General features: G+C 63.2%; 19 protein-coding genes. 13 read left to right on the forward strand and 6 right to left on the reverse strand.

The features are described from left to right. Window positions 1-34 precede the first annotated feature (34 nt). The 4 genes from ACZYTC_RS15505 (at window position 35) to ACZYTC_RS15520 (ending at window position 4,437) form a co-directional block, all read left to right on the forward strand. Window positions 35-874, forward strand: a complete 840-nt coding sequence (locus tag ACZYTC_RS15505; protein WP_441772656.1) for a hypothetical protein — start codon at window positions 35-37, stop codon at window positions 872-874. 147 nt (window positions 875-1,021) lie between these two features. Then, a complete protein-coding gene (locus ACZYTC_RS15510) occupies window positions 1,022-2,023 on the forward strand; it encodes an NAD-dependent epimerase/dehydratase family protein (RefSeq protein ID WP_434955207.1) in 1,002 nt (333 codons plus the stop codon). Between the two features lie 116 nt (window positions 2,024-2,139). Continuing rightward, window positions 2,140-3,174: a tetratricopeptide repeat protein gene (locus tag ACZYTC_RS15515; protein WP_434955206.1), complete on the forward strand. Its 1,035-nt coding sequence runs from the start codon at window positions 2,140-2,142 to the stop codon at window positions 3,172-3,174. A gap of 87 nt (window positions 3,175-3,261) precedes the next feature. Then, a complete protein-coding gene (locus ACZYTC_RS15520) occupies window positions 3,262-4,437 on the forward strand; it encodes an endo alpha-1,4 polygalactosaminidase (protein WP_441772654.1) in 1,176 nt (391 codons plus the stop codon). Between the two features lie 202 nt (window positions 4,438-4,639). On the opposite strand, the gene glmU is transcribed toward ACZYTC_RS15520, so the two are convergent. Continuing rightward, complete coding sequence (gene glmU / locus ACZYTC_RS15525; RefSeq protein ID WP_488989954.1) at window positions 4,640-5,995, reverse strand: bifunctional UDP-N-acetylglucosamine diphosphorylase/glucosamine-1-phosphate N-acetyltransferase GlmU; 1,356 nt, start codon at window positions 5,993-5,995, stop codon at window positions 4,640-4,642. Window positions 5,996-6,299: 304 nt separating this feature from the next. Then, window positions 6,300-6,746: a lysozyme inhibitor LprI family protein gene (locus tag ACZYTC_RS15530; RefSeq protein ID WP_488990018.1), complete on the reverse strand. Its 447-nt coding sequence runs from the start codon at window positions 6,744-6,746 to the stop codon at window positions 6,300-6,302. Window positions 6,747-6,985: 239 nt separating this feature from the next. Here ACZYTC_RS15530 and gcl point away from each other — a divergent pair, with 239 nt between their 5' ends. From gcl to ACZYTC_RS15555, 5 genes are all read left to right on the forward strand, one after another. Continuing rightward, window positions 6,986-8,755 (forward strand): glyoxylate carboligase, encoded by a 1,770-nt coding sequence (gcl, locus tag ACZYTC_RS15535; protein WP_488989955.1) that lies wholly within the window; start codon window positions 6,986-6,988, stop codon window positions 8,753-8,755. A gap of 207 nt (window positions 8,756-8,962) precedes the next feature. Then, a complete protein-coding gene (gene hyi / locus ACZYTC_RS15540) occupies window positions 8,963-9,748 on the forward strand; it encodes a hydroxypyruvate isomerase (RefSeq protein WP_488989956.1) in 786 nt (261 codons plus the stop codon). 182 nt (window positions 9,749-9,930) lie between these two features. Next, window positions 9,931-10,821, forward strand: a complete 891-nt coding sequence (gene glxR / locus ACZYTC_RS15545; protein WP_488989957.1) for a 2-hydroxy-3-oxopropionate reductase — start codon at window positions 9,931-9,933, stop codon at window positions 10,819-10,821. 103 nt (window positions 10,822-10,924) lie between these two features. After that, window positions 10,925-11,953, forward strand: a complete 1,029-nt coding sequence (locus ACZYTC_RS15550) for a 2-dehydropantoate 2-reductase (protein ID WP_488989958.1) — start codon at window positions 10,925-10,927, stop codon at window positions 11,951-11,953. Between the two features lie 88 nt (window positions 11,954-12,041). Then, window positions 12,042-12,815 (forward strand): fumarylacetoacetate hydrolase family protein, encoded by a 774-nt coding sequence (locus ACZYTC_RS15555; protein WP_434959591.1) that lies wholly within the window; start codon window positions 12,042-12,044, stop codon window positions 12,813-12,815. A 213-nt stretch (window positions 12,816-13,028) separates the two neighbouring features. On the opposite strand, the gene sucD is transcribed toward ACZYTC_RS15555, so the two are convergent. From sucD to ACZYTC_RS15575, 4 genes are all read right to left on the reverse strand, one after another. Further along, a complete protein-coding gene (gene sucD, locus ACZYTC_RS15560; protein WP_434955198.1) occupies window positions 13,029-13,919 on the reverse strand; it encodes a succinate--CoA ligase subunit alpha in 891 nt (296 codons plus the stop codon). Window positions 13,920-13,996: 77 nt separating this feature from the next. After that, entirely contained in the window at window positions 13,997-15,160 is a 1,164-nt protein-coding gene (sucC, locus tag ACZYTC_RS15565; RefSeq protein WP_488989959.1) for an ADP-forming succinate--CoA ligase subunit beta, read from the reverse strand. Between the two features lie 240 nt (window positions 15,161-15,400). Continuing rightward, a complete protein-coding gene (frc, locus tag ACZYTC_RS15570) occupies window positions 15,401-16,675 on the reverse strand; it encodes a formyl-CoA transferase (protein ID WP_488989960.1) in 1,275 nt (424 codons plus the stop codon). Between the two features lie 81 nt (window positions 16,676-16,756). Further along, window positions 16,757-18,514 (reverse strand): thiamine pyrophosphate-binding protein, encoded by a 1,758-nt coding sequence (locus ACZYTC_RS15575; RefSeq protein WP_488989961.1) that lies wholly within the window; start codon window positions 18,512-18,514, stop codon window positions 16,757-16,759. 642 nt (window positions 18,515-19,156) lie between these two features. Between ACZYTC_RS15575 and ACZYTC_RS15580 the strand changes: the two genes are divergently transcribed. The 4 genes from ACZYTC_RS15580 to ACZYTC_RS15595 all read left to right on the forward strand — a co-directional run. Further along, the gene (locus ACZYTC_RS15580) at window positions 19,157-19,294 is read left to right on the forward strand and encodes a hypothetical protein (protein WP_434955194.1); all 138 of its coding nucleotides are present in this window, start codon (window positions 19,157-19,159) and stop codon (window positions 19,292-19,294) included. 558 nt (window positions 19,295-19,852) lie between these two features. Then, window positions 19,853-21,160: an oxalate/formate MFS antiporter gene (gene oxlT, locus ACZYTC_RS15585; protein ID WP_434955193.1), complete on the forward strand. Its 1,308-nt coding sequence runs from the start codon at window positions 19,853-19,855 to the stop codon at window positions 21,158-21,160. Window positions 21,161-21,569: 409 nt separating this feature from the next. After that, on the forward strand, window positions 21,570-23,720 hold the full coding sequence (locus tag ACZYTC_RS15590) for an acetate--CoA ligase family protein (protein ID WP_488989962.1): 2,151 nt from the start codon (window positions 21,570-21,572) through the stop codon (window positions 23,718-23,720). Between the two features lie 171 nt (window positions 23,721-23,891). Beyond that, window positions 23,892-24,633 (forward strand): ATP-grasp domain-containing protein (locus tag ACZYTC_RS15595; protein ID WP_488989963.1); only part of this gene is annotated, 742 nt, incomplete at its 3' end.

A 24,633-nucleotide genomic window follows, 5' to 3' on the forward strand; every position in this document is an offset into this window, starting at 1 on the left:
CCCGCTATCCCATTCATGCAAGGAGTGACGCGCGATGAAGGTATTCGTTCTGGGGTCCTGCCGTCTGCACAGGCCGATGGAAGAGATCGCGGCCACGGGCCGTTGCAGCCACTATGACGGCGGTTCACGCGCCTATCTGCATTCGGTCGGCGAAGCCGTCCAGCGCCTGCGCTGGATGCGCGGCGAATGCGTCATCCCCGACGGTATGGCGCCCTATGTCTTCTCGACGGAGCGGGTGCCCAGGCTTTCTGCCAATGCCCAGAAGGAACAGGCCAAGGCCGATTTCCTCCTCGTGGAGGTCGCTTCCGAGAAGGAGCTGATCTGCGACGGCATCTATCTCCAGCTCAACTATCTTCACCGCCATTTGCTCAGTCCCCTGGGCGAAGGGGGCAAAGTGTGGTGGAAGGAAATGCTGCAGAAACGCAGCATCTCGGCCGAGACTGCCAAGAAAGTCATCGCTTCCGAGCAGTTCGCCGAGGCCGGCTTCGGCGAGGCAGACGCCCGGATCCTGCGCGATGCCCATTGCGAACTTGCCGACGAAGATGCGTTGCGCCAGGGCTTGATCGAGCTCAAGCAGCTCTGGGGCAAGCCGATGGCCGCGGTGTCGCATGTCGGCCTGCCGCTCCAGGACGGACGCGTCCTGCAGAGCCGCGAGGCCTTCATCACCCGGGTGAGGAAGGTCGGCACCGAACTCGGCATTCCCGTCTTCGAGCCGCGCGGCGTGATCGAGGCCGTCGGCCGCACGCGTGCCCTCGAACGCCAGGGCGCCGATCTCGACCATTACGATCCGGGCTTCGAACAAATGTATGGCTGGTATCTGCTCAACCGCGTGATCAAGCCGAATGTTTCTGCAATTCCCGACCTGGCGGCCTGACGGTCCGCCGCGTCGGCTTTATCCACCTCGGAGCAAAGCGCGTTTTGGTGCGACCGCCGCTCTGCTCCCGCTCTTTATTGTGACGCGTCTTTGCGATTCTCGGCGATACCGCCAAATCGCAAAACGCTATGAAAGGACTGACCCTTTATGCGCTTTCTGATTACCGGCACGGCTGGCTTCATCGGCTTCCACCTTGCCCGCCGCCTGTTGGCCGACGGCCACTTCGTGGCGGGCGTGGACGGCATGACGCCCTATTACGACGTCACGCTCAAGCAGGCCCGGCACGCCATGCTGGCCAAGACCAATGCGTTCCGCGAACACATCCTCATGCTGGAGGATTTCAGCGCGCTCGAAAAGGTCGTCGCCGACGAGAAGCCCGATGTCATCGTCCATCTCGCCGCCCAGGCCGGCGTACGCTACAGCCTCGAAAATCCACGCGCCTATGTCGACGCCAATCTGATCGGCACCTTTAACGTGATGGAACTGGCTCGGGCTCATTCCGTCGGCCATTTCCTGTTCGCCTCGACGAGTTCGGTCTACGGCGCCAACAAGGACATGCCCTTCAACGAGCGCGAGCGTACCGACCATCCGCTCACGCTCTATGCGGCGACCAAGAAGGCCACCGAGGACATGGCGCATTCCTATGCGCATCTGTGGAAGATCCCGACCACGGCCTTCCGCTTCTTCACGGTCTACGGCCCCTGGGGCCGGCCTGACATGGCCCTGTTCAAATTCGTCAAGGCGACGCTGGCCGGCGAGCCGATCGACGTCTACGGCCATGGCAAGATGCAGCGCGACTTCACCTATGTCGACGACCTGGTCGAATCCATCGCGCGCCTCACCCAGGTGCCGCCCATCGAGGGCCAGCCCGTCAGCGACATCGATTCCCTGTCACCGGCCGGCCCCTATCGTGTCGTCAATATCGGCGGCGGCCAGCCCGTCGGCCTGCTCGACTATGTCGACGCCGTCGAAAAATGCCTGGGAATGCCGGTGAAGCGGAATTTCCTCGACATGCAGAAGGGTGACGTTCCCGCGACCTTCGCGGCTGCGGATCTCTTGGAGAAGCTGATCGACTACAAGCCCACGACGACGATCGATGTCGGCGTCAGGAACTTCGTCGAATGGTACCGCTCCTACTACCGGGTCTGAGCTGAGCTCCGACCTCGATTGCACGCCACCGGCCCGGCTCGCCGCAAAGGAATTCCGCGACGAGCCGGATGCCAGATCCACCTCCCCCGATTTGGGGCAAACGCCGAGTTGTCAAGATGACCCTAGCCTCTCCAGCGGAGTCACATACACGCGCCAGCGTGGCACTCTTCAAGCTTGAACGCTTCGCCGAAGCTGCCGAGGAAGCACGGACCGCTCTGGCGATCACGCCCGATGACAATATTGCCCTGCGCACCCTGGCGCGCAGCACTCTGAGCCTGGGCGATATCGAAGGCACCATCGCCGCCCTCACCAATCTCCTGCCGTCTTCGATCAACGAGGCCGTAGCCGGCATCCGCGGCCTGCTGCGCCATGGCGAGGTACAGGCGGCCGCGCGTGTCGCGACGGTGTCACCGGTCAGGATCCAGTCCTGCGATTCCGAGGTGCTGCCGCGCATCGTCACGCTGCTGCGCCAGCAGGCGTTGCGAAAGCAGAACCCGACTCAGGAGCGGGTGACGGCCTTCGAAATGGCGCTCTCCCTCGCCCCGGACAACGTCGCCCTTCGCATCGATTTCCTGCGCCTGCTCGCCGCCGCTGGAGAAGCCGGCGAGTTCGCCCGCAATGCCGGGCTGGTTGCCGATGCCGCCGCCTTGGCCGATGCCTCGGCAACCCTCTCTCGCGATGTCGGCAACCGCGCCAGGCAAGCCTTCCGGGACCAGGCCTGGCAGGAAGCCCATGCATGGCTGCAGGCGGGCAGCCGGCTCGGCCTGGATGCAGCGGCCGGCGACCTCGCCGAGCGCATCAAGGCGCGCAGGCTGGCCGAAGCGCGCAAGGCGCTGGTCGCCAAGGAACCGGACAGCCATGAGCACACGGCCGCCCTGCTCGAGGACTATCCGGAGGACGGTGCCGCCCGCAGCCTGCATGCCCGCGCCCTGATCGCCAACCGGCACTATGCGCAGGCCAAGACACTGCTTCAGGCTGTTTCCGCCCAAGGCGCTGCCACCGCCGACGACTATGTCCAGCTGGCGCGTGCCTGCCGAGCCAGCCAGGATATCGAAAACGCCATCGGCGCCTGCTTCGATGCCCTCGCTTTGCGCCACGAGGATCCGACCGCCCTGGTTCTCTTGGATCACCTCCTGCCGGGCCGGGAATAGGCGTCAGCCTCCAGCTCCGCTGGGGGCTGTCAACTTCTCGGCGAGGTCGGGACGCGGCGCATACGCACACAGATCAACGGAAGAGCCATGCTGCAAAAACATCTGAGTTTCGGCATTGCCGTCACCGTCTCCCTCGTTGCTGCGACCGCGGCCCTGGGGCAGCAAAGCGTGGCGCATCCGGAGACCGTGGACCGGATTCCGCGCGCCCAGATCTTCAACAATCACATGCAGTCACCCGGCAATCTGCCGAATGTCGGCTTCGTCTGGGGCTCCAAGACACCCCTGCGTTCGAACAAGGTTATCGACAGCTTTTACTATCCCAATCAGCGCGATCTCAACCGCGCCCACACGGCGGAATGGTACAAGGCCAATCATCCCAGCTGGATCACCTATCAGTGCGACCAGCAGACGCCCTCCTTCGGCTACACCTATTCCTGGGGTGCCTATGCGCCGCTGGACACCAGCAATCCCGAGGTGCGCCAATATCTCCTGAAGACCTATATCGAGCCGGCTTTGGCCAAGGGTTATCATTCCATCGCGTTCGACAATGTCGCCCTGCCCAACACGGACAAGCGTTGCGGTGTCTGGCGCGACGGCAAATGGGTGCAACTTTTCAGCGGGCAGTCGCGTGATCCGGCTCATACCGCCCAGAAGCTCGATTATATCGGCTGGCTCGCCAAGGAGATCCATCAACGCGGCGGCCTGATCGCATTGAATGCCAAGATCGACCCCAAGCAACCCGATGAGACCAAGGCCCTGATCAACCTTGCCGATATCTGGGTCGATGAAGGCGGCTTCAGCGACAGTTGCCGGCGCCGCATCACCGACGATGCCTGGCGCCTCAAGCGTGAGCTGATCCAGCAGCGCAAGGATCGGGCCTATGTCTCGATCAACTACACCTGCACGAACGCCCCCGCGCCCCCCGACAACGCCGAACTGTCCTGGATCGTCGCCAGCTTCCTGGTAAACCGCAACAATCGCAGTTATCTCGCCGTGCTGCCGCAGAAGGACACCGGGCGCTGGGTCGAATATCCCAATCTCGATCCGCCCGTCGGCCCTCCGGTCGGCGCCTCACAGCTTCAGGGCACGCTCGCCTGGCGCAACTACCAGCGCGGTTACGCCGCCGTGAACTTCTCGGACCGGGAATCGGCCACGATCCAGCCACCTGCGGGCAGCTGGCGCGACCTGTCCGGCCAGGCGGTCAGCGGCCCGATCGAACTCAAACCGCGATCTGGTGTCGTGCTGCTCCGGGCGGAGGGATGATTGCCATCTGAGATGGTTTCAAGGATGCATTGATGAAAATAGCCGGCTTTTAGCCGGCTATTTTCATTGTTTACCGAGGACGTTCTCGGACCGCGGACATCCTGTCCGCATTTTTGCATGCCAAGCCCGGCGTTCACGGCCGAAGCAGCGGACACCGCAACATGCTAGCATGTCGCGAGATGTCCGCGCTCCCGGCGTATCTTCATCCCTTGGACTTGGCTTCCTTCTCCGCCTTCTTCTTGGCACGATAGGCCTTGGCCCAGCCATCGATTCCAACCTGCCGGCCGCGGGCCACCGCCAGGGCATCGGCTGGCACGTCCCTGGTAATCACCGAGCCGGCGCCGATATTGGCGTTGTCTCCGATCGTCACCGGGGCCACGAGGGCGGAATTGGAACCGACGAACACGCCCGCGCCGATATCGGTGCGATGCTTGAGATAGCCGTCATAATTGCAGGTGATGGTGCCCGCGCCGATATTGGCTTCCGCACCCACCCGGGCATCGCCGATATAGCTGAGATGGCTGATCTTGGCGCCCTTTTCGACGCTGGCCGCCTTGACCTCGACGAAATTGCCGACCTTGACGTCCTCGGCGAGCTTGGCTCCGGGCCGCAGCCGCGCGAAGGGGCCGACTGAGGCGTCGCTGCCGACATGCGCACCTTCCAGATGGGAAAAGGCATGGATCACGGCGCCGCTTTCGATGGTCACGCCCGGGCCGAACCAGCAATTGGGTTCGATCACCACGTCGTTGCCGATGCGGGTGTCATGGGACAGGAAGACGGTCTCGGGCGCGATCATGGTCACGCCTTCGCGCATGGCGACGGTGCGCAGACGCGACTGCATGACGGCCTCCGCGGCTGCCAGCTGCAGGCGATCGTTTACCCCCTGCACTTCTTCCTCGGCAATCGGGCGGGCAACGGCCCGGAGTCCCTGCCGATGCGCGATCTCGGCTGCGTCGGTGAGGTAGTATTCGCCCTTGGCATTGTCATTGCCGATGGCTTCGAGCAAGGCAAGGCCGTGCTCGCCGCTGAGGGCCATCAGGCCGCCATTGCAGAAACCGACGGTCTTCTGTTCGGGCGTGGCATCCTTTTCCTCGACGATGGCAGTGAGCGCATCGCCCTCGACGATCAGGCGGCCATAGCCGGTAGGATCGGCGGCATGGAAACCGAGCACGGCCACGCAGGCGCCATCCGCCAAGGCCGCCTTCAGCGTCTCGATCGACTGCGGGCGCACCAGCGGCGTGTCAGCATAGAGGACGATGATATCCTTGCCGTCGGCCAGGGCCTCCTTCGCCGCCAGCACGGCGTGGCCGGTGCCCCTGCGCTCGACCTGGGTGAACACGGCACAGCCCGGCAGTTCCTTCTGCGCGAGCCTGGCGACGTCCTCCCGGCCGGGTCCGACGACGACGGCCGCGTCGGTGATACCGGCCTGCTTCACGCTCGCCAGGACATGGGCCAGCATGGAACGGCCGGCGATGGCGTGCAGCACCTTCGGCAGCGATGATTTCATGCGGGTGCCTTCACCTGCAGCGAGGATGACGGCTAGGGTCGGTCGGGACATGGCATGATCCGTATACGTTGCGATAAGTTTCCTGCGCTCCATAAGACGTTCGGCATCAGTTGATCGAACGACAGTTTCAGTGTCAGAGCGACAGCGTTACGTCATTGATGTCGACACTCCTGTCTCCTCATCATGACGTTTGTGTGATTCTTCGGTCGAATCCTGGGGCTTTATAAAGTTCCAGCCGCCAGTGATCAACGCAGGCCGCGCCAGTCCTCCATGAGAGGACGAGACCAACGGGCCCGCTACAGGAAGCCTATCGACGAGGATCATGTCGGAAATGCAGGCGCATGGCCGTTCATGATTAATTCGCCGCTGGCACGGGGCAGCTCAGATCGCCTTCGCTACAGTTGAGCCAAGCCTTGAAGGTCTTGATGCGTTCCTTGGTCAGGCCGTCCCGGCACTGCGTCACAGCGAGGGGATAAAGCGTGCCGCCGATGACACCGGAACTTGAAAAATCGCATTCGGCATCGCGAAAAGCCAGCCACGCCCTCTGCGCCGCAATCATCAATTTCGTCTTGTCCGCATCGTCCTTCAGGCGCTTTTCGATCCCCTTGTATAAGACATTGAGCTCGCCATCGGATGCCTTGAAGGACTTGCCGGCGCATTGATTGAGCGTGGCCTGGTCCTCGGGATCGGCGCATTCATCGGCCCCGAAGGCCGGTCCTGCCAAAGATAGGACTGCAAGTCCCAGCAAAATGGCTCTTGTAAGCCCGGGCAGCCGCATAGGAATTCTCCTTGTGTAGAACATGACGATCACGAAGCAGCGTCAACTTCTCACACTTTCCTGTCGCGAGCATCGGACTGGTACGACGGCCCCGCGCCCATCAACAGAAAGGGTGGCTTCACCTCGTCGGTCTGGCCGATTCAAGAACAATTTGCGCCAATCGGCCGCGGCCGGCACCGAGGCCAGGTTGCATAAAGCGGTTGACACGCTCTCATTTGCTGGCATCTTGTATACCAGAAGACCACAAAGAGGGCGGAACATCCATGGCCAGAATGCGCGCAATCGACGCTGCCGTCAGGGTGCTGGAACGCGAGGGTGTGGTGTGCGCCTTTGGGGTGCCGGGCGCTGCGATCAACCCACTCTATTCGGCCATGAAGGCGCGCGGTTCGATCAACCATTACCTCGCCCGCCATGTCGAGGGCGCCTCCCACATGGCCGAAGGCTATACGCGCGCCAAGGCCGGCAATATCGGCGTGTGCATCGGTACCTCCGGCCCGGCCGGCACCGACATGATCACCGGCCTCTATTCGGCGGCAGCCGACTCCATCCCAATCCTGTGCATCACCGGCCAGGCCCCTCGCGCCCGCCTCTATAAGGAAGACTTCCAGGCCGTCGATATCGAGGCGATTGCCAAGCCCGTCACCAAATGGGCGGTCACCGTGCGTGAGCCGGCTCTGGTGCCGCGCGTGTTCCAGCAGGCCTTCCATCTGATGCGCTCGGGCCGCCCCGGCCCGGTACTGATCGACCTTCCCGTTGACGTGCAATTGGGCGAGATCGAGTTCGACGACGAGGTCTACGCTCCGCTGCCCGTCTACAAGCCGGAGGCGACGCGGCTTCAGGCCGAGAAGGCCATCGCGCTGTTGCAAGAAGCCGAGCGCCCGCTGATCGTGGCCGGCGGAGGCATCATCAATGCCGATGCCGCTGACAAGCTCGTCGCCTTCGCCGAGTTGACGGGCGTGCCTGTCATCCCGACCCTGATGGGCTGGGGTGCGATCCCCGACGACCATCCCTTGATGGCAGGCATGGTCGGCCTGCAGACCAGCCACCGCTACGGCAATGCCACGCTGCTCGCCTCCGACTTCGTCTTCGGCATCGGCAATCGCTGGGCCAACCGCCACACTGGCTCGGTGGAGGTTTACACCAAGGGCCGTAAATTCGTGCATGTCGACATCGAGCCGACCCAGATCGGCCGGGTCTTCAATCCCGATCTCGGCATCGTCTCCGATGCCGGCGCCGCCCTCGACCTCTTCCTCGAGGTTGCCCGCGACCTCGAGGCGCAGGACCGGCTCAGGGACCGCTCCGAATGGGCCGCCGAATGTCGCGGGCGTAAAAGCAGCCTGCTCCGGCGCAGCCATTTCGACAATGTGCCGCTCAAGCCCCAGCGCGTCTATGAGGAGATGAACACCGCCTTCGGCCGAGACGTCTGCTACGTCTCCACCATCGGCCTGTCACAGATCGCCGGCGCCCAGTTCCTGCGTGTGCACCATCCGCGCCACTGGATCAATTGCGGCCAGGCCGGCCCGCTGGGCTGGACGATTCCCGCCGCCCTCGGCGTGCGCGCGGCCGATCCCGACCGGGAAATCGTGGCCTTGTCCGGCGACTATGACTTCCAGTTCCTGATCGAGGAACTGGCGGTCGGGGCCCAATTCAAGCTGCCCTATATCCATGTCGTGGTGAACAACGCCTATCTCGGCCTGATCCGCCAGGCCCAGCGCGGCTTCGACATGGATTTTCAGGTCCAGCTTTCCTTCGAGAACATCAACGCGCCGGACCTCGAAAGCTATGGCGTCGATCATGTCGCCGTCGCCGAGGGGCTCGGTTGCAAGGCGATCCGGGTCCGCAGTCCCAACGAGTTCGGGCAGGCTTTTGAAAAGGCCCGCGAATGGATGCGCGACTATCAGGTGCCCGTCGTCGTCGAGTTCATCCTGGAGCGTGTCACCAACATCGCCATGGGCCCGGAGATCGACGCGGTGACCGAGTTCGAGGACATCCTCGACCTGCCCATCCGGTCGGAAGCCGTCGCGGCCGAATGAGGCTCTTTACCCTCCCCTGGAGGGATCGACCATTCCTCTTGGAATGATCTGGGGTCGACGCGAAGCGTCGGGGTGGGGTGGGAAGTGCTGCCCTAACCAAAACCATTCCAGGGGGAGTTCGGCTCATTCATCAACGGCCGGGCTGCCACCCCACCCCGGCCCTACGGGCCGCCCCTCCCCCTCCAGGGGAGGGTAGAAAGGACCCTCATGCCTAAATTTGCCGCCAATCTGACCATGCTGTTCAATGAAGTGCCGTTCATGGAGCGCTTCGCGGCAGCCGCCCGCAACGGCTTTGCGGGCGCGGAATATCTGTTCCCCTATCCCTTCCCGGCGGCCGATCTGGCTGCCGCCCTGAAGGAGCACAAGCTCACCCAGGTCCTGCACAATCTGCCGGCCGGCGACTGGGCGGGCGGGGAGCGCGGCATCGCCGTGCTGCCCGATCGCAAGGCGGAGTTCCGTGAAGGCGTTGCAGAGGCCATCACCTATGCCAAGGCGCTGGACTGCAAGCTGGTCAACTGCCTGGCCGGCATCGCGCCCGCCTCCGTCGATGCGGGGCAGGCAAGGGCCACCTTCGTCGAAAACATCGGCTATGCCGCAAGCGAGCTCAAGAAGGCCGGCATCCGCCTGGTGATCGAGGCGATCAACACGCGCGACATTCCCGGCTTCTACCTGACCAATACCCGCCAGGCGGCCGAGATCATTGCCGAGACCGGCTCGGACAATGTCGGTCTGCAATACGACATCTACCACATGCAGATCATGGAAGGGGATCTGGCCCGCACCATCGAAAAGCACCTGCCTGAGATCTGGCACGTGCAGCTGGCCGACAATCCCGGCCGCAACGAACCGGGCACCGGCGAGATCAACTACCCCTTCCTCTACCAATGGCTCGACCAGCTCGGCTACGCCGGCTGGATCGGCTGCGAATACAAGCCCAAGGGCGAGACCGAAGCGGGCCTGGGCTGGTTCAAGGCGGCGGGCGCCGCTCGCTGAACCTATCGAGGCACTTGCCTTCTCCCCCTGCGGGAGAAGGTCCCGGCAGGGGGATGAGGGGTCTTGCGATCCCATGCCGGTGCGGTGGTTCACCCCTTATCCGCCCCTATCGGGGCACTTTCTCCCTCAGAGGGAGAAGGCGACTGGCTGGCGCTTGCGCCTAAGGAACAAGGATCTTCATCATGAATATCGGCTTTGTCGGACTTGGCATCATGGGCGCCCCGATGGCGGGGCACCTGATTGCGGCCGGCCACACCCTCTTCCTCAACACGCTCGGCAATGTGCCCGAGGACCTGATCAAGGCCGGCGGCAAGGCCGAGCCGAGCGCCGCCGATGTCGCCCGCAAGGCCGACATCATCATCACCATGGTGCCCGATACCCCGGACGTGGAGACGGTGCTGTTCGGCAAGGGCGGCGTCGCCGAAGGCCTCTCCGCCGGCAAGCTCGTCATCGACATGAGCTCGATCTCCCCGGTGGAGACCAAGAAGTTCGCCAAGCGCATCAACGAGCTCGGCGTCGACTATCTCGACGCGCCGGTCTCGGGCGGCGAGGTCGGCGCCAAGGCCGCCTCCCTCACCATCATGGTCGGTGGCCCGGAAGCTGCCTTCGAGCGCGCCAGGCCGCTCTTCGAGAAGATGGGCAAGAACATCACTTTGGTCGGCGGCAATGGCGATGGCCAGACCACCAAGGTCGCCAACCAGATCATCGTTGCCCTCAATATCGAGGCCGTCGGCGAGGCCCTGCTGTTCGCTTCGCGCGCCGGTGCCGACCCGGCCAAGGTGCGCCAGGCCCTGATGGGCGGCTTTGCCGCCTCGCGTATCCTGGAAGTGCATGGCGAGCGCATGGTCAAGCGCACTTTCGATCCGGGCTTCCGCATCGCCCTGCACCAGAAGGACCTCAATCTCGCTTTGACCACGGCCCGCCAGCTCGGCCTCTCCCTGCCCAACACCGCCACCGCCCAGGAATTGTTCAATGCCTGCGTCTCGCATGGCGGCGCGGCCTGGGATCATTCCGCCATGGTGCGGGCCCTCGAACTCATGGCCAACCACGCCGTCACCACCACGACCAACTGAAACTGAAGACCCGCAAGGCGGGCGGCAACTCTTTGTTTTTGCGCATTTTTTTAATCGAAAAGTCTATCAACTTTTCTGAAAAATGCTCTAGGGGAGCGACATCATGAAGATCTGCATCTACGGCGCCGGCGCGATCGGCGGCTACATGGCAGTGATGCTGCAGCAGGCGGGTGCCGAAGTCTCGGTCATCGCACGCGGAGACCACCTCAAGGCCATGCAGGCCCGCGGCCTCAAACTGCTCGTCGACGGGCAGGAACTGACGGCTTCGCCCACGGCCACGCAGAACCCGGCCGATCTCGGGCCGCAGGATTATGTGATCGTCGCCCTCAAGGCGCACCAGGCCTGGGAATCGGCTGAAGCACTCAAGCCGCTGCTCGGCCGCGACACCGCCGTCGTCACCGCCCAGAACGGCGTGCCCTGGTGGTATTTCTACGGCCTGCCCGCGCCTCATGGCGACACCCGCCTCGCCAGCGTCGATCCGGGTAACCGGCAGTGGCAGGCCATCGGCCCCGAGCGGGTGATCGGCTGCACGGTCTATCCGGCCACCGAGATCGCTGAGCCCGGCGTGGTCAAGCACATCTACGGCAACCAGTTCGGCCTTGGCGAGCCCAACCGCACGGAGAGCCTGCGCGTGGCCAGGCTCGCCGAAGCGATGACGGCCGGCGGCCTGAAGCCCCGGCTCTACGAGGATATCCGCGACGACATCTGGCTGAAGCTCTGGGGCAATCTGTGCTTCAACCCGATCTCCGCCCTCACCCATGCCACGCTCGACGTGATCGCGACCGAGCCGGGCACGCGGGCGCTGGCGCGCGCCATGATGGTGGAGGCCGAGCAGATAGGGCTCAAATTCGGTGCACGCTTCCGGGTCGGCGTCGACCGGCGCATCGACGGGGCGGCAGGGGTCGGCGCCCACCGCACCTCGATGCTGCAAGATCTCGACAAGGGCCGGGCGCTGGAGATCGACGCCCTGCTCACTTCGGTGCAGGAAATGGGGCGCATCGCCGGGATCGCGACGCCGCATATCGATGCCGTGCTCGCTCTGGTGCAGCAGATGGCTCGGGTCAGGGGCCTCTACCCCACCTTCCCGCAAGAGGTGGCGCCGGCTCCGCTGCGCGCCGTCGGCCAAGCCTGACCGGGCACGACGAACATTGTCGAAAGGCGGCGACGATCTCGCCGTCTTTCGAAAATCCCTCATGCCATCACAGAGAGGCAAGACCGCCATGTCGCAATGGATCCGTTTCGAGGAAGACGGGCAGGCCCAGTTCGGTACGCTCGAAGGCGATGCCATCCATGTCCATCGCGGCGACATGTTCGGCATCGCCGCCGCCACCGGCCGTACGCTGCCTTTGGCGAAGGCCAGGATCCTTGCACCGACGGTGCCTAGCAAGATCATCGCGCTCTGGAACAATTTCCACCAGCTCGCCGCCAAGCTGAATGTCGCCGTGCCGCCGGAGCCGCTCTATCTGCTCAAGGCGCCCACCAGCGTCACCGCCCCGGGCGCGACCGTGGCAAGGCCTTCTTCCTATGATGGCCGGGTCGTCTATGAGGGCGAGCTCGGCATCGTCATCGGCAAGCCTTGCAGCAACGCCTCTGAGGAGGAAGCAGCGGACGCCATCTTCGGCTATACCTGCGTCAACGACATCACCGCCGGCGACATCATCACGCGGGACTCGACCTTCGCCCAATGGGTTCGCGCCAAGAGCTTCGACGGCTTCGGGCCGTTCGGTCCGGTGATCGCCACCGACATCGATCCCGCCACCCTGGTGGTGCGGACGCTGCTCAACGGCGACGAGCGCCAGAACTACCCGATCGCCGACATGGTCTTCCCGCCGGCCAGGCTGGTCAGCCTGATTTCCAGGGACATGACCCTCTTGCCGGGCGACCTGATCTGCTGCGGCACCTCGCTCGGCGTCGGCGCCATGAAGGAAGCGCAGAACGATGTCCGCGTCAGCATCGAAGGCATTGGCTGCCTGGAGAACCGCTTCGTGCAGTAAGCAACGAAGAAGCCGGGTGTGCCGGCATCTTGCCCAACCCAAGCAAATACCGACAGAAAGAAAGAGCGAGAGAGATACCCGTAGACGCGAACCTAAGCAGGAAGAACGCCAGTTCTTTACCCTCCCCTGGAGGGGGAGGGTAAAGAACCAGCGCCTTCTCGGCTTAAGTTGTCGCCTTTGGGCATCCTGCCCGCGCACGCGGCGAAATTGCTTTCAAGCCGCTTTCGCCTTCGCGGCGAGCGCCCGGCCAATCGTAGCGCCGACCAGATGCGGGCTTGACGGAACGGTAATACCGGCCTTCTCGAAGGCGGCGATCTTGGCGTCGGCCCGGTCACGGCCATGCATGGTCAGGGCACCGGCATGGCCCATGCGTCGCTCGGCCGGGGCATGCAGCCCGACGACTAGGCCGACGATCGGCATGGCCGGCCTGACAGAGGCGACATAATCGGCTGCTTCTTGTTCTTCCTCGCCGCCGATCTCGCCGATCAGCACGACGCCCTCGGTCTTGGCATCGGCAAGGAACAGTTCGAGGCAATCGCGCATCGACAGGCCATGCACGGGGTCGCCGCCGACCCCGACGGTGGTCGACTGCCCGAGACCCGCGGCGGAGATCTGGGCGATCACCTCGCTGGTCAGGGAGGCCGAGCGCGAGATGATGCCGACGCTGCCCGGGCGCTCGCTGCCGGTTGCCATCACGCCCATCTTGCACAGGCCCGGTGACAGGATCCCCTGCGAATTGGGGCCGATCAGCCTAGTCTTCGATCCGGCGAGCGCATGGCGCACCCTGATCATGTCGAGTACAGGCACACGTTCGGTGATGGCCACGACCAGCGCGATCTCGGCCTCGACAGCCTCGATGATGGCGGCACTTGCCCGGGCCGGCGGCACGAAGACCATGCTGGCATTGGCGCCGGTCTCCCTCGCGGCTTCGGCGACGCTATCGAACACCGGCGCGCCGAGATGGGATTGCCCGCCCTTGGCGGGCGTGACGCCGGCCACGACCTTGGTACCATACTCGATCATCGCAGCAGTATGATGGGTTCCCGCCCAGCCGGTCATGCCCTGGCAGACGACGCGGGTTTCATTGTCGATGAGGATAGCCATTTCGCCCTCCCGTGCGCACCAACGGCGCTATCGCGTTATTTTGGATTTATCAGTCTAAAACTGCAGCAAAATCGCCGTCAGCGTGCGGCGGCGACGGCCTTCGCGGCTGCCGTCCACATGTCCGGGCATTCGATGACGCGGCAGCCGAAATTGGCGAAACGCGAGCGGGCATAATCGGCATTGTTGCCGGCAAGCCTGGTCACCACCGGCAGCGTGCGCCCGGCCCGGCGCATGGCGATGCCGAGACCTTCGGCAACCGTGTCGCAGGACTGCATGCCGCCGCCATGCACATTGATGAGCAGTGCGCGCACCTGGGGATTGTCGAGCAGCAGGCCGAAGCCATGCGCGATGTCGAGGCTGGTTGCCGTGGTGCGGATATCCATGAAATTGGCCGGCGCACCGCCAGCGGCGTGGACGAGGTCGACCGTGGCAAGCCCGAGCCCGGCACCATTGGCCGCGATGCCAACGGTGCCGTCCATGCGGACATAGTTGAGCTGGCGCTGGCGGGCCTTGACCTCGTATTCGTCGCCATCTTCCTCGCGCAGCTCCGCAAGGGAAGCCTGGCGGAACAGGGCATGGTCATCGATGATCATCTTGACGTCGAGCGCCAGCAGCCTGTCGTCGGCGGTCAGGACCAGCGGGTTGATCTCGATCAGGCTGGCGTCGAGTTCCAGGAAAGCGCGTCGCAGGCCATCGGCAAGATTGGCGAAAGCTTCAGCCGGCGTCCCGACCAGGCCCAGGCGTGCCGCGAGGGTACGCAGTTCCTCGATCCTGACTTGGCTGCCATCCCCGAATGACAGGCGCTCCAGGCCATCTTCTCCGGCCAGGACACGATCCTCGATGTCGTCACCGCCGGCGCCACTCGCGGCAAGGACAAGGGTGCCGCTGGCGGCATGCACGCTGAGCGACAGATAGAAGCTGCGGATGTGGTCGACGGCCGCCTCTACCAGTACGCGTTCGACCACGCGCCCATGCGCGCCACTCTGCTCGGTGACCAGACGCCGGCCTAGCAGCGCTTTGGCCGCCTCCTCCGCCGCCTCGGGAGAGGAAACGATAGGGACGCCCCCGGCCCGGCCACGGCCACCCGCATGGATCTGCGCCTTCACGGCGAAACGGGAACCACCGAGGCGACGTGCCACCTGCCCGGCCTCGCCGGCCGTGATGGCGACGGCACCCTGCGGCGCCTCGACGCCATAGGATGCCAGGATCTGCTTGGACTGGAATTCGTGCAGTTTCATCATTCCCTCCCATGCATGGATATCGCTCTTATCTGGTATAACGTATACCAGATACCAAAAACTGTCAAAGCGGAAAGTCTGGGAGCGCGAATGGAGTACCGCCCTGGCGTGCCGGTCCTCAGACCGGCACGGAAATGCCATGCTTGCCTGCAAAGGCACGGGCCGGTCTGGAGGTAGCCCCACCAACACAAAAAAGGGCGGGCACCACGACGGCACCCGCCCCATCATCTCAGCGGGACAACCTCACTCCGCCGCCATGGCCACGGGATTGCCAAGCGCACCGCTTCCGGCGATCTCGTCGATCCGGTGCTGATCGAAGCCGAGGACGTCGCGCAGCACCTCCTGTGTATGTTCGCCTAGCAGCGGCGAGCGCTCGACCACGGTGGGGCTGTCGGAAAGCTTGATCGGATTGCCGACCGAGAGGTAAGGCCCGCGTTCGGGATGGTCGACCTCGACGACGGTCCCCGTCACCCTGAGCGAGGGCTCGTTGGCGATCTCGCGCATTGACAGGATCGGTCCGCACGGGATGTCGTATTTGTTGAGGATATCCATCGCCTCGAACTTGTCCTTGGTCTCCGTCCATTTCTCGATGGTGTCGAAGATGGAACGAAGCCGCGGCAAGCGCGCTTCCGGCGTGGCATAATCGGGATCGGTGATCCACTCTTCCTTGCCGATCACCTTGCAGATGGCGCCCCAGACCGGCGCCTGGGTGATGAAGTAGATATAGGCGTTGGGATCGCTCTCCCAGCCCTTGCATTTGAGGATCCAGCCGGGCTGGCCGCCACCCGAGGCATTGCCGGCGCGCGGCACGGCATCGCCGAATTTGCCATTGGGATATTGCGGATATTCCTTCATGGGCCCGCGTTCGATGCGCTGCTGGTCGCGCAGCTTCACCCGGCACAGATTGAGCACGCCGTCCTGCATGGCGGCATCCACGCGCTGGCCGCGCCCCGAATGGGTGCGGTGGTAGAGCGCGGTGACGATGCCGAGCGCCAGATGCAGGCCCGTGCCTGAGTCGCCGATCTGGGCCCCCGTCACCAGAGGCGGGCCGTCATCGAAGCCGGTGGTCGAGGCCGCGCCGCCGGCGCATTGGGCGACATTCTCATAGACTTTGCAGTCCTGGTAGGGACCGGGGCCGAAGCCCTTGATCGAAGCCACGATCATGCGGGGGTTGAGTTCCTGGATGCGGGCCCAGGAAAAGCCCATGCGGTCGAGCACGCCGGGGGCGAAATTTTCCACCAGCACGTCGCAGCTCTTGACGAGCTCCTCGAGCACCGCCTTGCCGGCCTTGTTCTTGGTGTCCAGCGTAATCGAGCGCTTGTTGTGGTTAAGCATGGTGAAATAGAGGCTGTCGACATTGGGAATGTCGCGCAGCTGCGTGCGGGTGATGTCCCCCACGCCGGGCTTTTCGACCTTGATCACGTCGGCACCGAACCAAGCCAGCAACTGGGTGCAGGTCGGGCCGGACTGGACATGTGTGAAATCGAGGATGCGCACGCCTTCGAGTGCTTGTCCCATGGTTCCCTCCTCGGAAATATCATCTGTTATGGCGAGGGAGCGGGATGGCCGGCCTTGCGCAAGGCCGGCCATCCCGCGGTCTCACTTGTACATGGTCTGGTTCTTGGTGCCCGGCGCGTATTCGTTCGGATCGACCCAGATGTTCACCAGTGCCGAGCGTCCCGTCTTGGCCATGGCATCCCGGGCCCGTCGCAGCGCCGCCTGGATCTCGGCGGGGTCGCGGACTTCCTCGCCGTGATTGCCGAGCATCTGGGCAAATTTCGAGAAGGCCACGTCGCCGAGCTTGTTGCCGACATTGCCGCGTTCCTCGCCATATTTGGCAACCTGGCCATAGCGGATCTGGTTCATCGAGGAGTTGTTGCCGATGACGGCCAGATAGGGCGCCCCGAAGCGATCGGCGGTTTCCATGTCGAAGCCGGTCATGCCGAAGGAGCCGTCGCCGTAATAGCACAGCACCTCCTTGTTGGGATTGGCGAGCTTGGCCGCCAGGGCAAAACCGGTACCGACGCCGAGCGAACCGAGCGCGCCCGGATCCATCCATTGGCCCGGTCCGCGTGGACGCACGGCCTGGGCCGAGATCGTCACCACGTCGCCGCCATCGCCGATATAGATGGTGTCCTCGCCGAGGAACTCGTTGAGCTCATAGGCGACGCGATAGGGATGGATCGGCGTCTGGTTGGAGAGGAACAGAGGCATCAGCTTCTCGGTCGCCACCGCTTCGGCGTCCTGAAGCATCTGCATCCATTGCTGGCGCAGCTGGCGCTTGCCCTTGTCCATGCGCCCGGAAGCCGCCTGCAGCACGGCGCCGAGGATCGCACCAGGGTCGCCGACCAGGCCGAGATCGATGTCGCGGTTCTTGCCGACGGTGCGGTAATCCATGTCGATCTGGATGAGCTTCAAGTCCTTGCTGATGCGCTTGCCATAGCCCATGCGGAAATCGAAGGGCGTGCCGACGATGACGAGCACATCGGCCTTGGCGAAGGCGAGCGAGCGCGTGCGGTCGAAATGGTGGGGATCGCCGGGGGGCAGCAGGCCGCGGCTGGCGCCGTTGAAATAGCCGGGAATGTCGAGCCCGCGTAAGAGCGCAATGGCCTCATCCTGCCCGCGGCCGGTCCAGACCTGCTGGCCATAGAGGATGGCGGGGCGCTCGGCGCCAACCAGGATATCGGCGAGTTTTTCGATATCGGCGGGATCACCGATCGACTTGGTCGAGGCGCGATAGCTGCCGGAGGCCGGCAGGACCGCGCGGTCGAGGGAGACTTCCCGGTCGAGCACGTCACGCGGGATCTCGAGATAAGACGGGCCATAGGCACCGGCGAAACATTCGCGCGCCGCCATCGAGATCATGTCCGCCACGCGTTCGGTGGAGGAGACCGTCGCGGCGAATTTGGTGATCGGCTTCATCATGTCGACATGCGGCAGATCCTGCAGCGACCCCATCTTGTGCTGGGTCAACGCACCCTGCCCGCCAATATGCAGAACCGGGCTTTCCGAACGGAAGGCGGTGGCGATGCCGGTCATCGCATTGGTGCAGCCTGGACCGGCCGTGGTGACGACGCAGCCGAGCTTGCCGGTCTGGCGCGCATAGCCATCGGCGGCATGGGCGGCAACCTGTTCGTGACGCACGTCGACGATGCGGATGCCTTCGTCAAGACAGCCGTCATAAATGTCGATAATATGCCCCCCGCACAGGGTGAAGATCGTATCGACGCCCTCGGCCTTGAGCGCTTTGGCGACGAGATGTCCGCCGGAGACAACGCTGCCGTCGCGGGCTTTTTGCTTGAGCGTATCTTCGGCCGTCGTGGTCACGGGCTTTTGCAGTGCTGTAACCGTTGCCATTGGGGCAATTCCTCCCGTTGTTCTTCGCAACGATATGCCGCTGAAAGCATCGGCCGGCTTGTTGCCCATCGCATAGGAATGGACGGGATCAACTGTGCCGATATCGCCTTCTACTTGGCGGAGTGACGCCATGGCATGCCGTATGTCTCGACATTGGCATGCCAGATGCCAGAGTGTCAATCCGAATTTTCCGGCCTGCGTGGCGGCTGGCATCGACCTCTTCCACTGCCATGAGGAAAGATGAATTCTCTTTTATTTCAAGGGCTTGACATTCAACTCCAAGCGAAAATCGCGTGGAGTTACGGCAGCAGGGAAGCACGATTTTGCCGGCTTGAAAGACCGTCTCTGCAGCCAAGCTCGCATCATGATGGTGTGCGCAAATTCATGCCGCGATGCAGTAAAGCTTATAAGAAAGCCTCGAATTTTCGTGTTTAGTATGGAGCTACCCCTAAACCAGTTTCAGCCTATGTCGCCCCGCCCAACAGGGACACTGACGGCCTGGAGGTAAGTGGCGGTTGTTTACTTCGCATTGCAAAGAGCGCATGACTGCAATGCAACATCGGCGCTTTCCATCTGGGCTCTGGCATGCCAGATTCGCAGCAACAAAAGATCTTTCCTCGAACCCCAACGCGGAGAACGACCATGACCACTTCTGCTCTGTCCCGTAGCCCCGCCGCCCGTCCGCTGTCGGCCCGTATCTGGACTGCCTTCTCGGGCTTCCTGATGAAGATGGCCCAGGCCGATATCCGCGCCGGCTCCCGCGAACCCTTCGGCCTCTAAATACTCTGGATCGTCGCTGCCGTGCCTCGCCAATGGCCTGGCACGATGGTCCCGGAGACCGCGCTGGTGAAAACGATTCGACTGGGATCGCTGGCGGGTCACTCGATTGACAGGCCCTCTCTCCAATTGTCGAAAGCGTGGGCCGGGTGGACGCGATCACACCCCTTCGGCGCAGCCAGACGCATTGTCTGGAGAGCAAATCCGAATCTGGCATGCCAGAAGATTATATCTAAGAATCGACTATTCCTACCTTATTTACGACGTGGGGCAGCGTTGCGACTGCTTCCCTGCAACTTTTTTTGATCTATTCGCAACTGCGCCGGCCATCGAAGTACGCGGAACGAAGATCTCAGTTCTTTCCGTAACTTGATGCCGATCGTCTTTCCTGCTCATCCGTGCTGAAGCCCCCTGGAAGACGTCTCTTCCGGGGCCGTTCGGCATGCGTCGATGAAAAACGACGCTTGCCAACTGGCATGCAAGATACCAATATGCCCTCACAACCTGCTTAATGGAGCCTGAGCTCCGTCCAACCTCCAACAAAAACCAAGGGGGACTGCAATGGTAGGGTCGCAAGGAGAGGAAAGCCTGCCGAAGGTATCCAATGCCTTCCGCTGGACACAGCTTGCAATCGGCGTCGTCTGCATGGTGATGATCGCCAACCTTCAATATGGCTGGACATTCTTCGTTCCCGACATCCAGAAAACGTTCGGCTGGGACAGGGCCGCGATACAATGGGCGTTCACCTTGTTCGTCCTGTTCGAAACCTGGCTCGTGCCGGTCGAAGGCTGGTTCGTCGACAAATACGGGCCGAAACTCGTGGTGGTCTTCGGCGGCGCGCTCTGCGCCATCGGCTGGGTGATCAATTCCTACGCCACCTCGCTTTCTCTATTCTATCTCGGGCAGATCATTGCCGGTATCGGCGCCGGCGCCGTCTACGGTACCTGCGTAGGTAATGCGCTGAAATGGTTCCCGGACAAGCGCGGCCTGGCGGCCGGCATCACCGCAGCCGGCTTCGGCGCCGGCTCGGCCCTGACCGTGGCCCCCATCCAGGCCATGATCGCCAATGACGGGTTCCAGGCTGCCTTCTTCTGGTTCGGCCTCGGCCAAGGCATCATCGTCATCATCTTCGCGCTATTCATGCACACGCCTCGCAGCGGCCAGGTGCCAGCTCCGGTGCAGAACAAGAACATCGTGCAGACCCGCCGCAATTTCGCACCGACCGAGGTACTGCGCCAGCCAATTTTCTGGCTGATGTACTTCATGTTCGTGATCGTCGGGGCCGGTGGCCTGATGGTAACCGCCAACCTCAAGCCCATCGGTGCCGATCTCAAGCTCGACGGCATCCCGGTCTCGCTGTTCGGCCTGACCATGACAGCCGTAACCTTCGCCGCGACGCTCGATCGTATCCTCAATGGCCTCACCCGTCCCTTCTTCGGCTGGGTGTCGGACAAGATCGGCCGCGAGAATACCATGTTCATCGCCTTTGCGATGGAAGGGGTCGGCATCTACCTGCTGTACAAATTCGGCCATGACCCGGTCTGGTTCGTGCTGCTCAGCGGCTTCGTGTTCTTCGCCTGGGGCGAGATCTACTCTCTCTTCCCCTCGACCTGCACGGATACGTTCGGCTCCAAATATGCGGCCACCAATGCCGGGCTGCTCTACACGGCCAAGGGAACGGCCGCCTTGCTCGTCCCCTTCGCCAACGTCCTGCAGCAGCAGACCGGTAGCTGGGACCTGGTGTTCCTCATCGCAGCCGGTGCCAACATCCTGGCTGCTGTCCTCGCCATCGGGGTGCTCAAGCCCTGGCGGGCGGGCGTGGTGCGCAAGCACGAATTGCAACAGCCGGCGAGCACCGCAGCCGCATAACCCTCGCGTGGCGGGCATCAACAGCCACGTCCGATCAGCAAAAGCCGGTGCCGCCGACAGGCACCGGCCGGGATTATCGAACCCGATCCCAGGCTGCATTCTTCGTCACGATCGCGACACGATGCTCCAGCGGCGTTGAGGCCCTGGATCCTCCGACATGCGGCCAAGAACCGAATACGGTTCTTCGCACTCAAGCACTTGCCGCCGCCAGATTTGTCGGGATTCGCAAAGACAAGCCTAAACAAAGAGTTCGAGCAAAAGTGCGTTTCCTTCAAAGCCTGCTTTAGGCCTCGCACGACAGCCAAGACCGGGCTTGACAAACTCAAATCTGGCATACCAGATACCAACAATTCGAATTCTCGCCGATAGGACGACGCTTCGAACCGGCAACGACCAGGGAGAAACCCCCATGAACATCCAGGCGAAACCCGCGCATTCCATCCAGGCCGATGTCCGGGCCGTTCTCGATGCCGTCAAGGCATCCGGCCGCACCAGCCTCACCGCACCAGAAGGCAAGCTCGTCTGCGACGCCTACGGCATTCCCGTGCCGCAGGAGGGGCTGGCGCGTTCCGGCGCCGAGGCCGCCAAGCTCGCAGGCGACATGGGCTTTCCGGTCGTCATGAAGATCGTCTCGCCGGACATCCTGCACAAGACCGAAGCCGGCGGCGTGATCGTCGGGGTGGCCTCCGCGGCCGAAGCCGAAGCCGCCCACGACAAGATCCTCGCCAATGCCAAGGCCTACAAGGCCGATGCCCGTATCGAAGGTATCCAAGTCCAGCAGATGCTGAAGGGCGGCCAGGAAGTCATCATCGGCGCCGTGACCGACGACAGCTTCGGCAAGCTCGTCGCCTTCGGCCTCGGCGGCGTGCTGGTGGAGGTGCTGAAAGACATCACCTTCCGCCTGGCGCCTATCGACCGTGACGAGGCTCTGTCCATGCTCGACGGCATCCAGGCTGCCGAGATGCTCAAGGGCGTGCGCGGCGGCGATCCGGTCAATCGCGATGCGCTCGCCGACACGCTGGCGAGGGTTTCGCAGCTCGTCACCGATTTTCCAGAGATCACCGAGCTCGATCTCAATCCGGTCTTCGCCACCAAGGATGGTGCCGTTGCGGCTGACGTCCGCATCGTGGTGGACTTCGAGGTCAGGCCATCCCGCCCCCGGCCCTCGCAGGAGGCCATCGTTACCGCGATGAACCGCATCATGCGCCCCGAGGCCGTGGCCGTGATCGGCGCCTCCTCCGAGGATGGCAAGATCGGCAATTCGGTGATGAAGAACCTGATCAATGGTGGCTACAAGGGCCAGATCTATCCGATCCACCCCAAGGCCGACGAGATCCTGGGCTACAAGGCCTATAAGAGCGTCAAGGATGTGCCCGGCACCATCGATACGGCCGTCTTCGCCATTCCCGCGAAATTCGTGGCGGGCGCCCTGATCGAATGCGGCGAGAAGGCCATCCCGGGCGCCGTACTCATTCCCTCGGGCTTTGCCGAAACCGGCAATGAGGAGGGCCAGCGCGAGATCCAGGAGATCGGGCGCAAATACAATATCCGCCTGATGGGACCGAACATCTATGGCTTCTACTATACTCCATCCAATCTCTGCGCGACCTTCTGCACCGCCTATGACGTGAAGGGCTCGGCCGCCCTGTCCTCCCAGTCGGGCGGCATCGGCATGGCCATCATCGGCTTCTCCCGCTCGGCCAAGATGGGTGTTTCGGCCATCGTCGGCCTCGGCAACAAATCCGACATCGACGAGGACGACCTGCTCACCTTCTTCGAGCAGGACGACAACACCAAGATCATCGCCCAGCATTGCGAGGACCTGAAGGACGGCCGCGCCTTCGCCGAAGTCGCCAAGCGCGTCTCCAAGAAGAAACCGGTGATCGTGCTCAAGGCCGGCCGCACCTCGGCCGGCGCAAAGGCGGCGAGCTCCCACACCGGCGCGCTTGCCGGCAATGACCGCATCTATGAAGACGTCTTCAAGCAGGTCGGTGTCATCCGCGCCCGTTCGCTGCGACAATTGCTGGAATTCGCCCGCGGCGTGCCGATCATGCCAACGCCCAAGGGCGAAAACGTGGTCATCATCACCGGCGCCGGCGGCTCGGGCGTGCTGCTCTCCGATGCCTGCGTCGACAACGGCCTGTCGCTGATGTCGATGCCCGATGATCTCGACGCGGCCTTCCGCAAATTCATCCCGCCCTTCGGCGCAGCCGGCAATCCGGTCGACATCACCGGCGGGGAACCGCCCTCGACCTACAAGAACACCATCAAGCTCGGCCTGGAAGACGACCGCATCCACTCGATCATCCTGGGCTATTGGCACACCATCATCACGCCGCCGATGACCTTCGCCAAGCTGGTGATCGAGGCCAAGGAAGAGATGAAGGCTCGCGGCATCGAAAAGCCGATCGTCGCTTCCCTCGCCGGCGACGTACAGGTCGAGGAAGCTTCCGAATATCTCTATGCCCATGGCGTGCCAGCCTATGCCTATTCCACCGAGCTGCCGGTGGAAGTGCTCGGCGCCAAATATAAATGGGCTCGCGGGGCTGGGTTGCTCTGAGGCCAGGCTTGCTGATGACGTCGACGCACCGCGCCGGCGTCGTTCACCCCCTCCTCCCTCAATCGAACAGCCCATCCAGCCTGTGCTCCCTCATCGGGATCGCGAGAATGGCGGAACTATGCCTCATGACCGGCAGGCACCATCCCATGACAGCGACGAGGTCCAAGAAGAATGAACATCCATGAATACCAGGCCAAGGCCGTGCTGCAGAGTTTCGGCCTGCCAATCTCCCCCGGCGTGCCTGCGCTGACGGTTGAGGAAGCTGTTAAGGGGGCCAAGGAGCTTCCGGGTCCGCTTTATGTGGTGAAGTCGCAGATCCATGCGGGCGGGCGCGGCAAGGGCAAGTTCAAGGAACTGCCCGCCGATGCCAAGGGCGGTGTGCGCCTGGCCAAGTCGATCGAGGATGTGCGTGCCAGTGCGCAGGAGATGCTGGGCAACACGCTGGTGACGGTGCAGACCGGTCCGGCCGGCAAGCAGGTCAACCGCCTCTATATCGAGGACGGCTCGGACATCGAGAAGGAGTTCTACCTCTCGGTGCTGGTCGACCGCGAGAACAGCCGCGTTGCCTTCGTGGTCTCCACCGAGGGCGGCATGGACATCGAGAAGGTGGCCCATGAGACGCCGGAGAAGATCGTGACCTTCTCGGTCGATCCGGCCACCGGGGTGATGAACCATCACGGCCTGGCGGTCGCCAAGGCGCTCGGGCTTTCCGGGGACCTGGCCAAGCAGGCGGTCAGCCTGACCACCAAGCTCTACACCGCCTTCGTGGCCAAGGACATGGCGCTGCTGGAGATCAATCCCCTGATCGTCACCAAGGACGGCCAGCTCAAATGCCTGGACGCCAAGATGGGCTTTGATGCCAACGCCCTCTACCGCCATCCCGACATCGTGGCGCTGCGCGACGAGTCGGAAG

Source organism: Labrys sp. F242 (genome assembly GCF_057813875.1).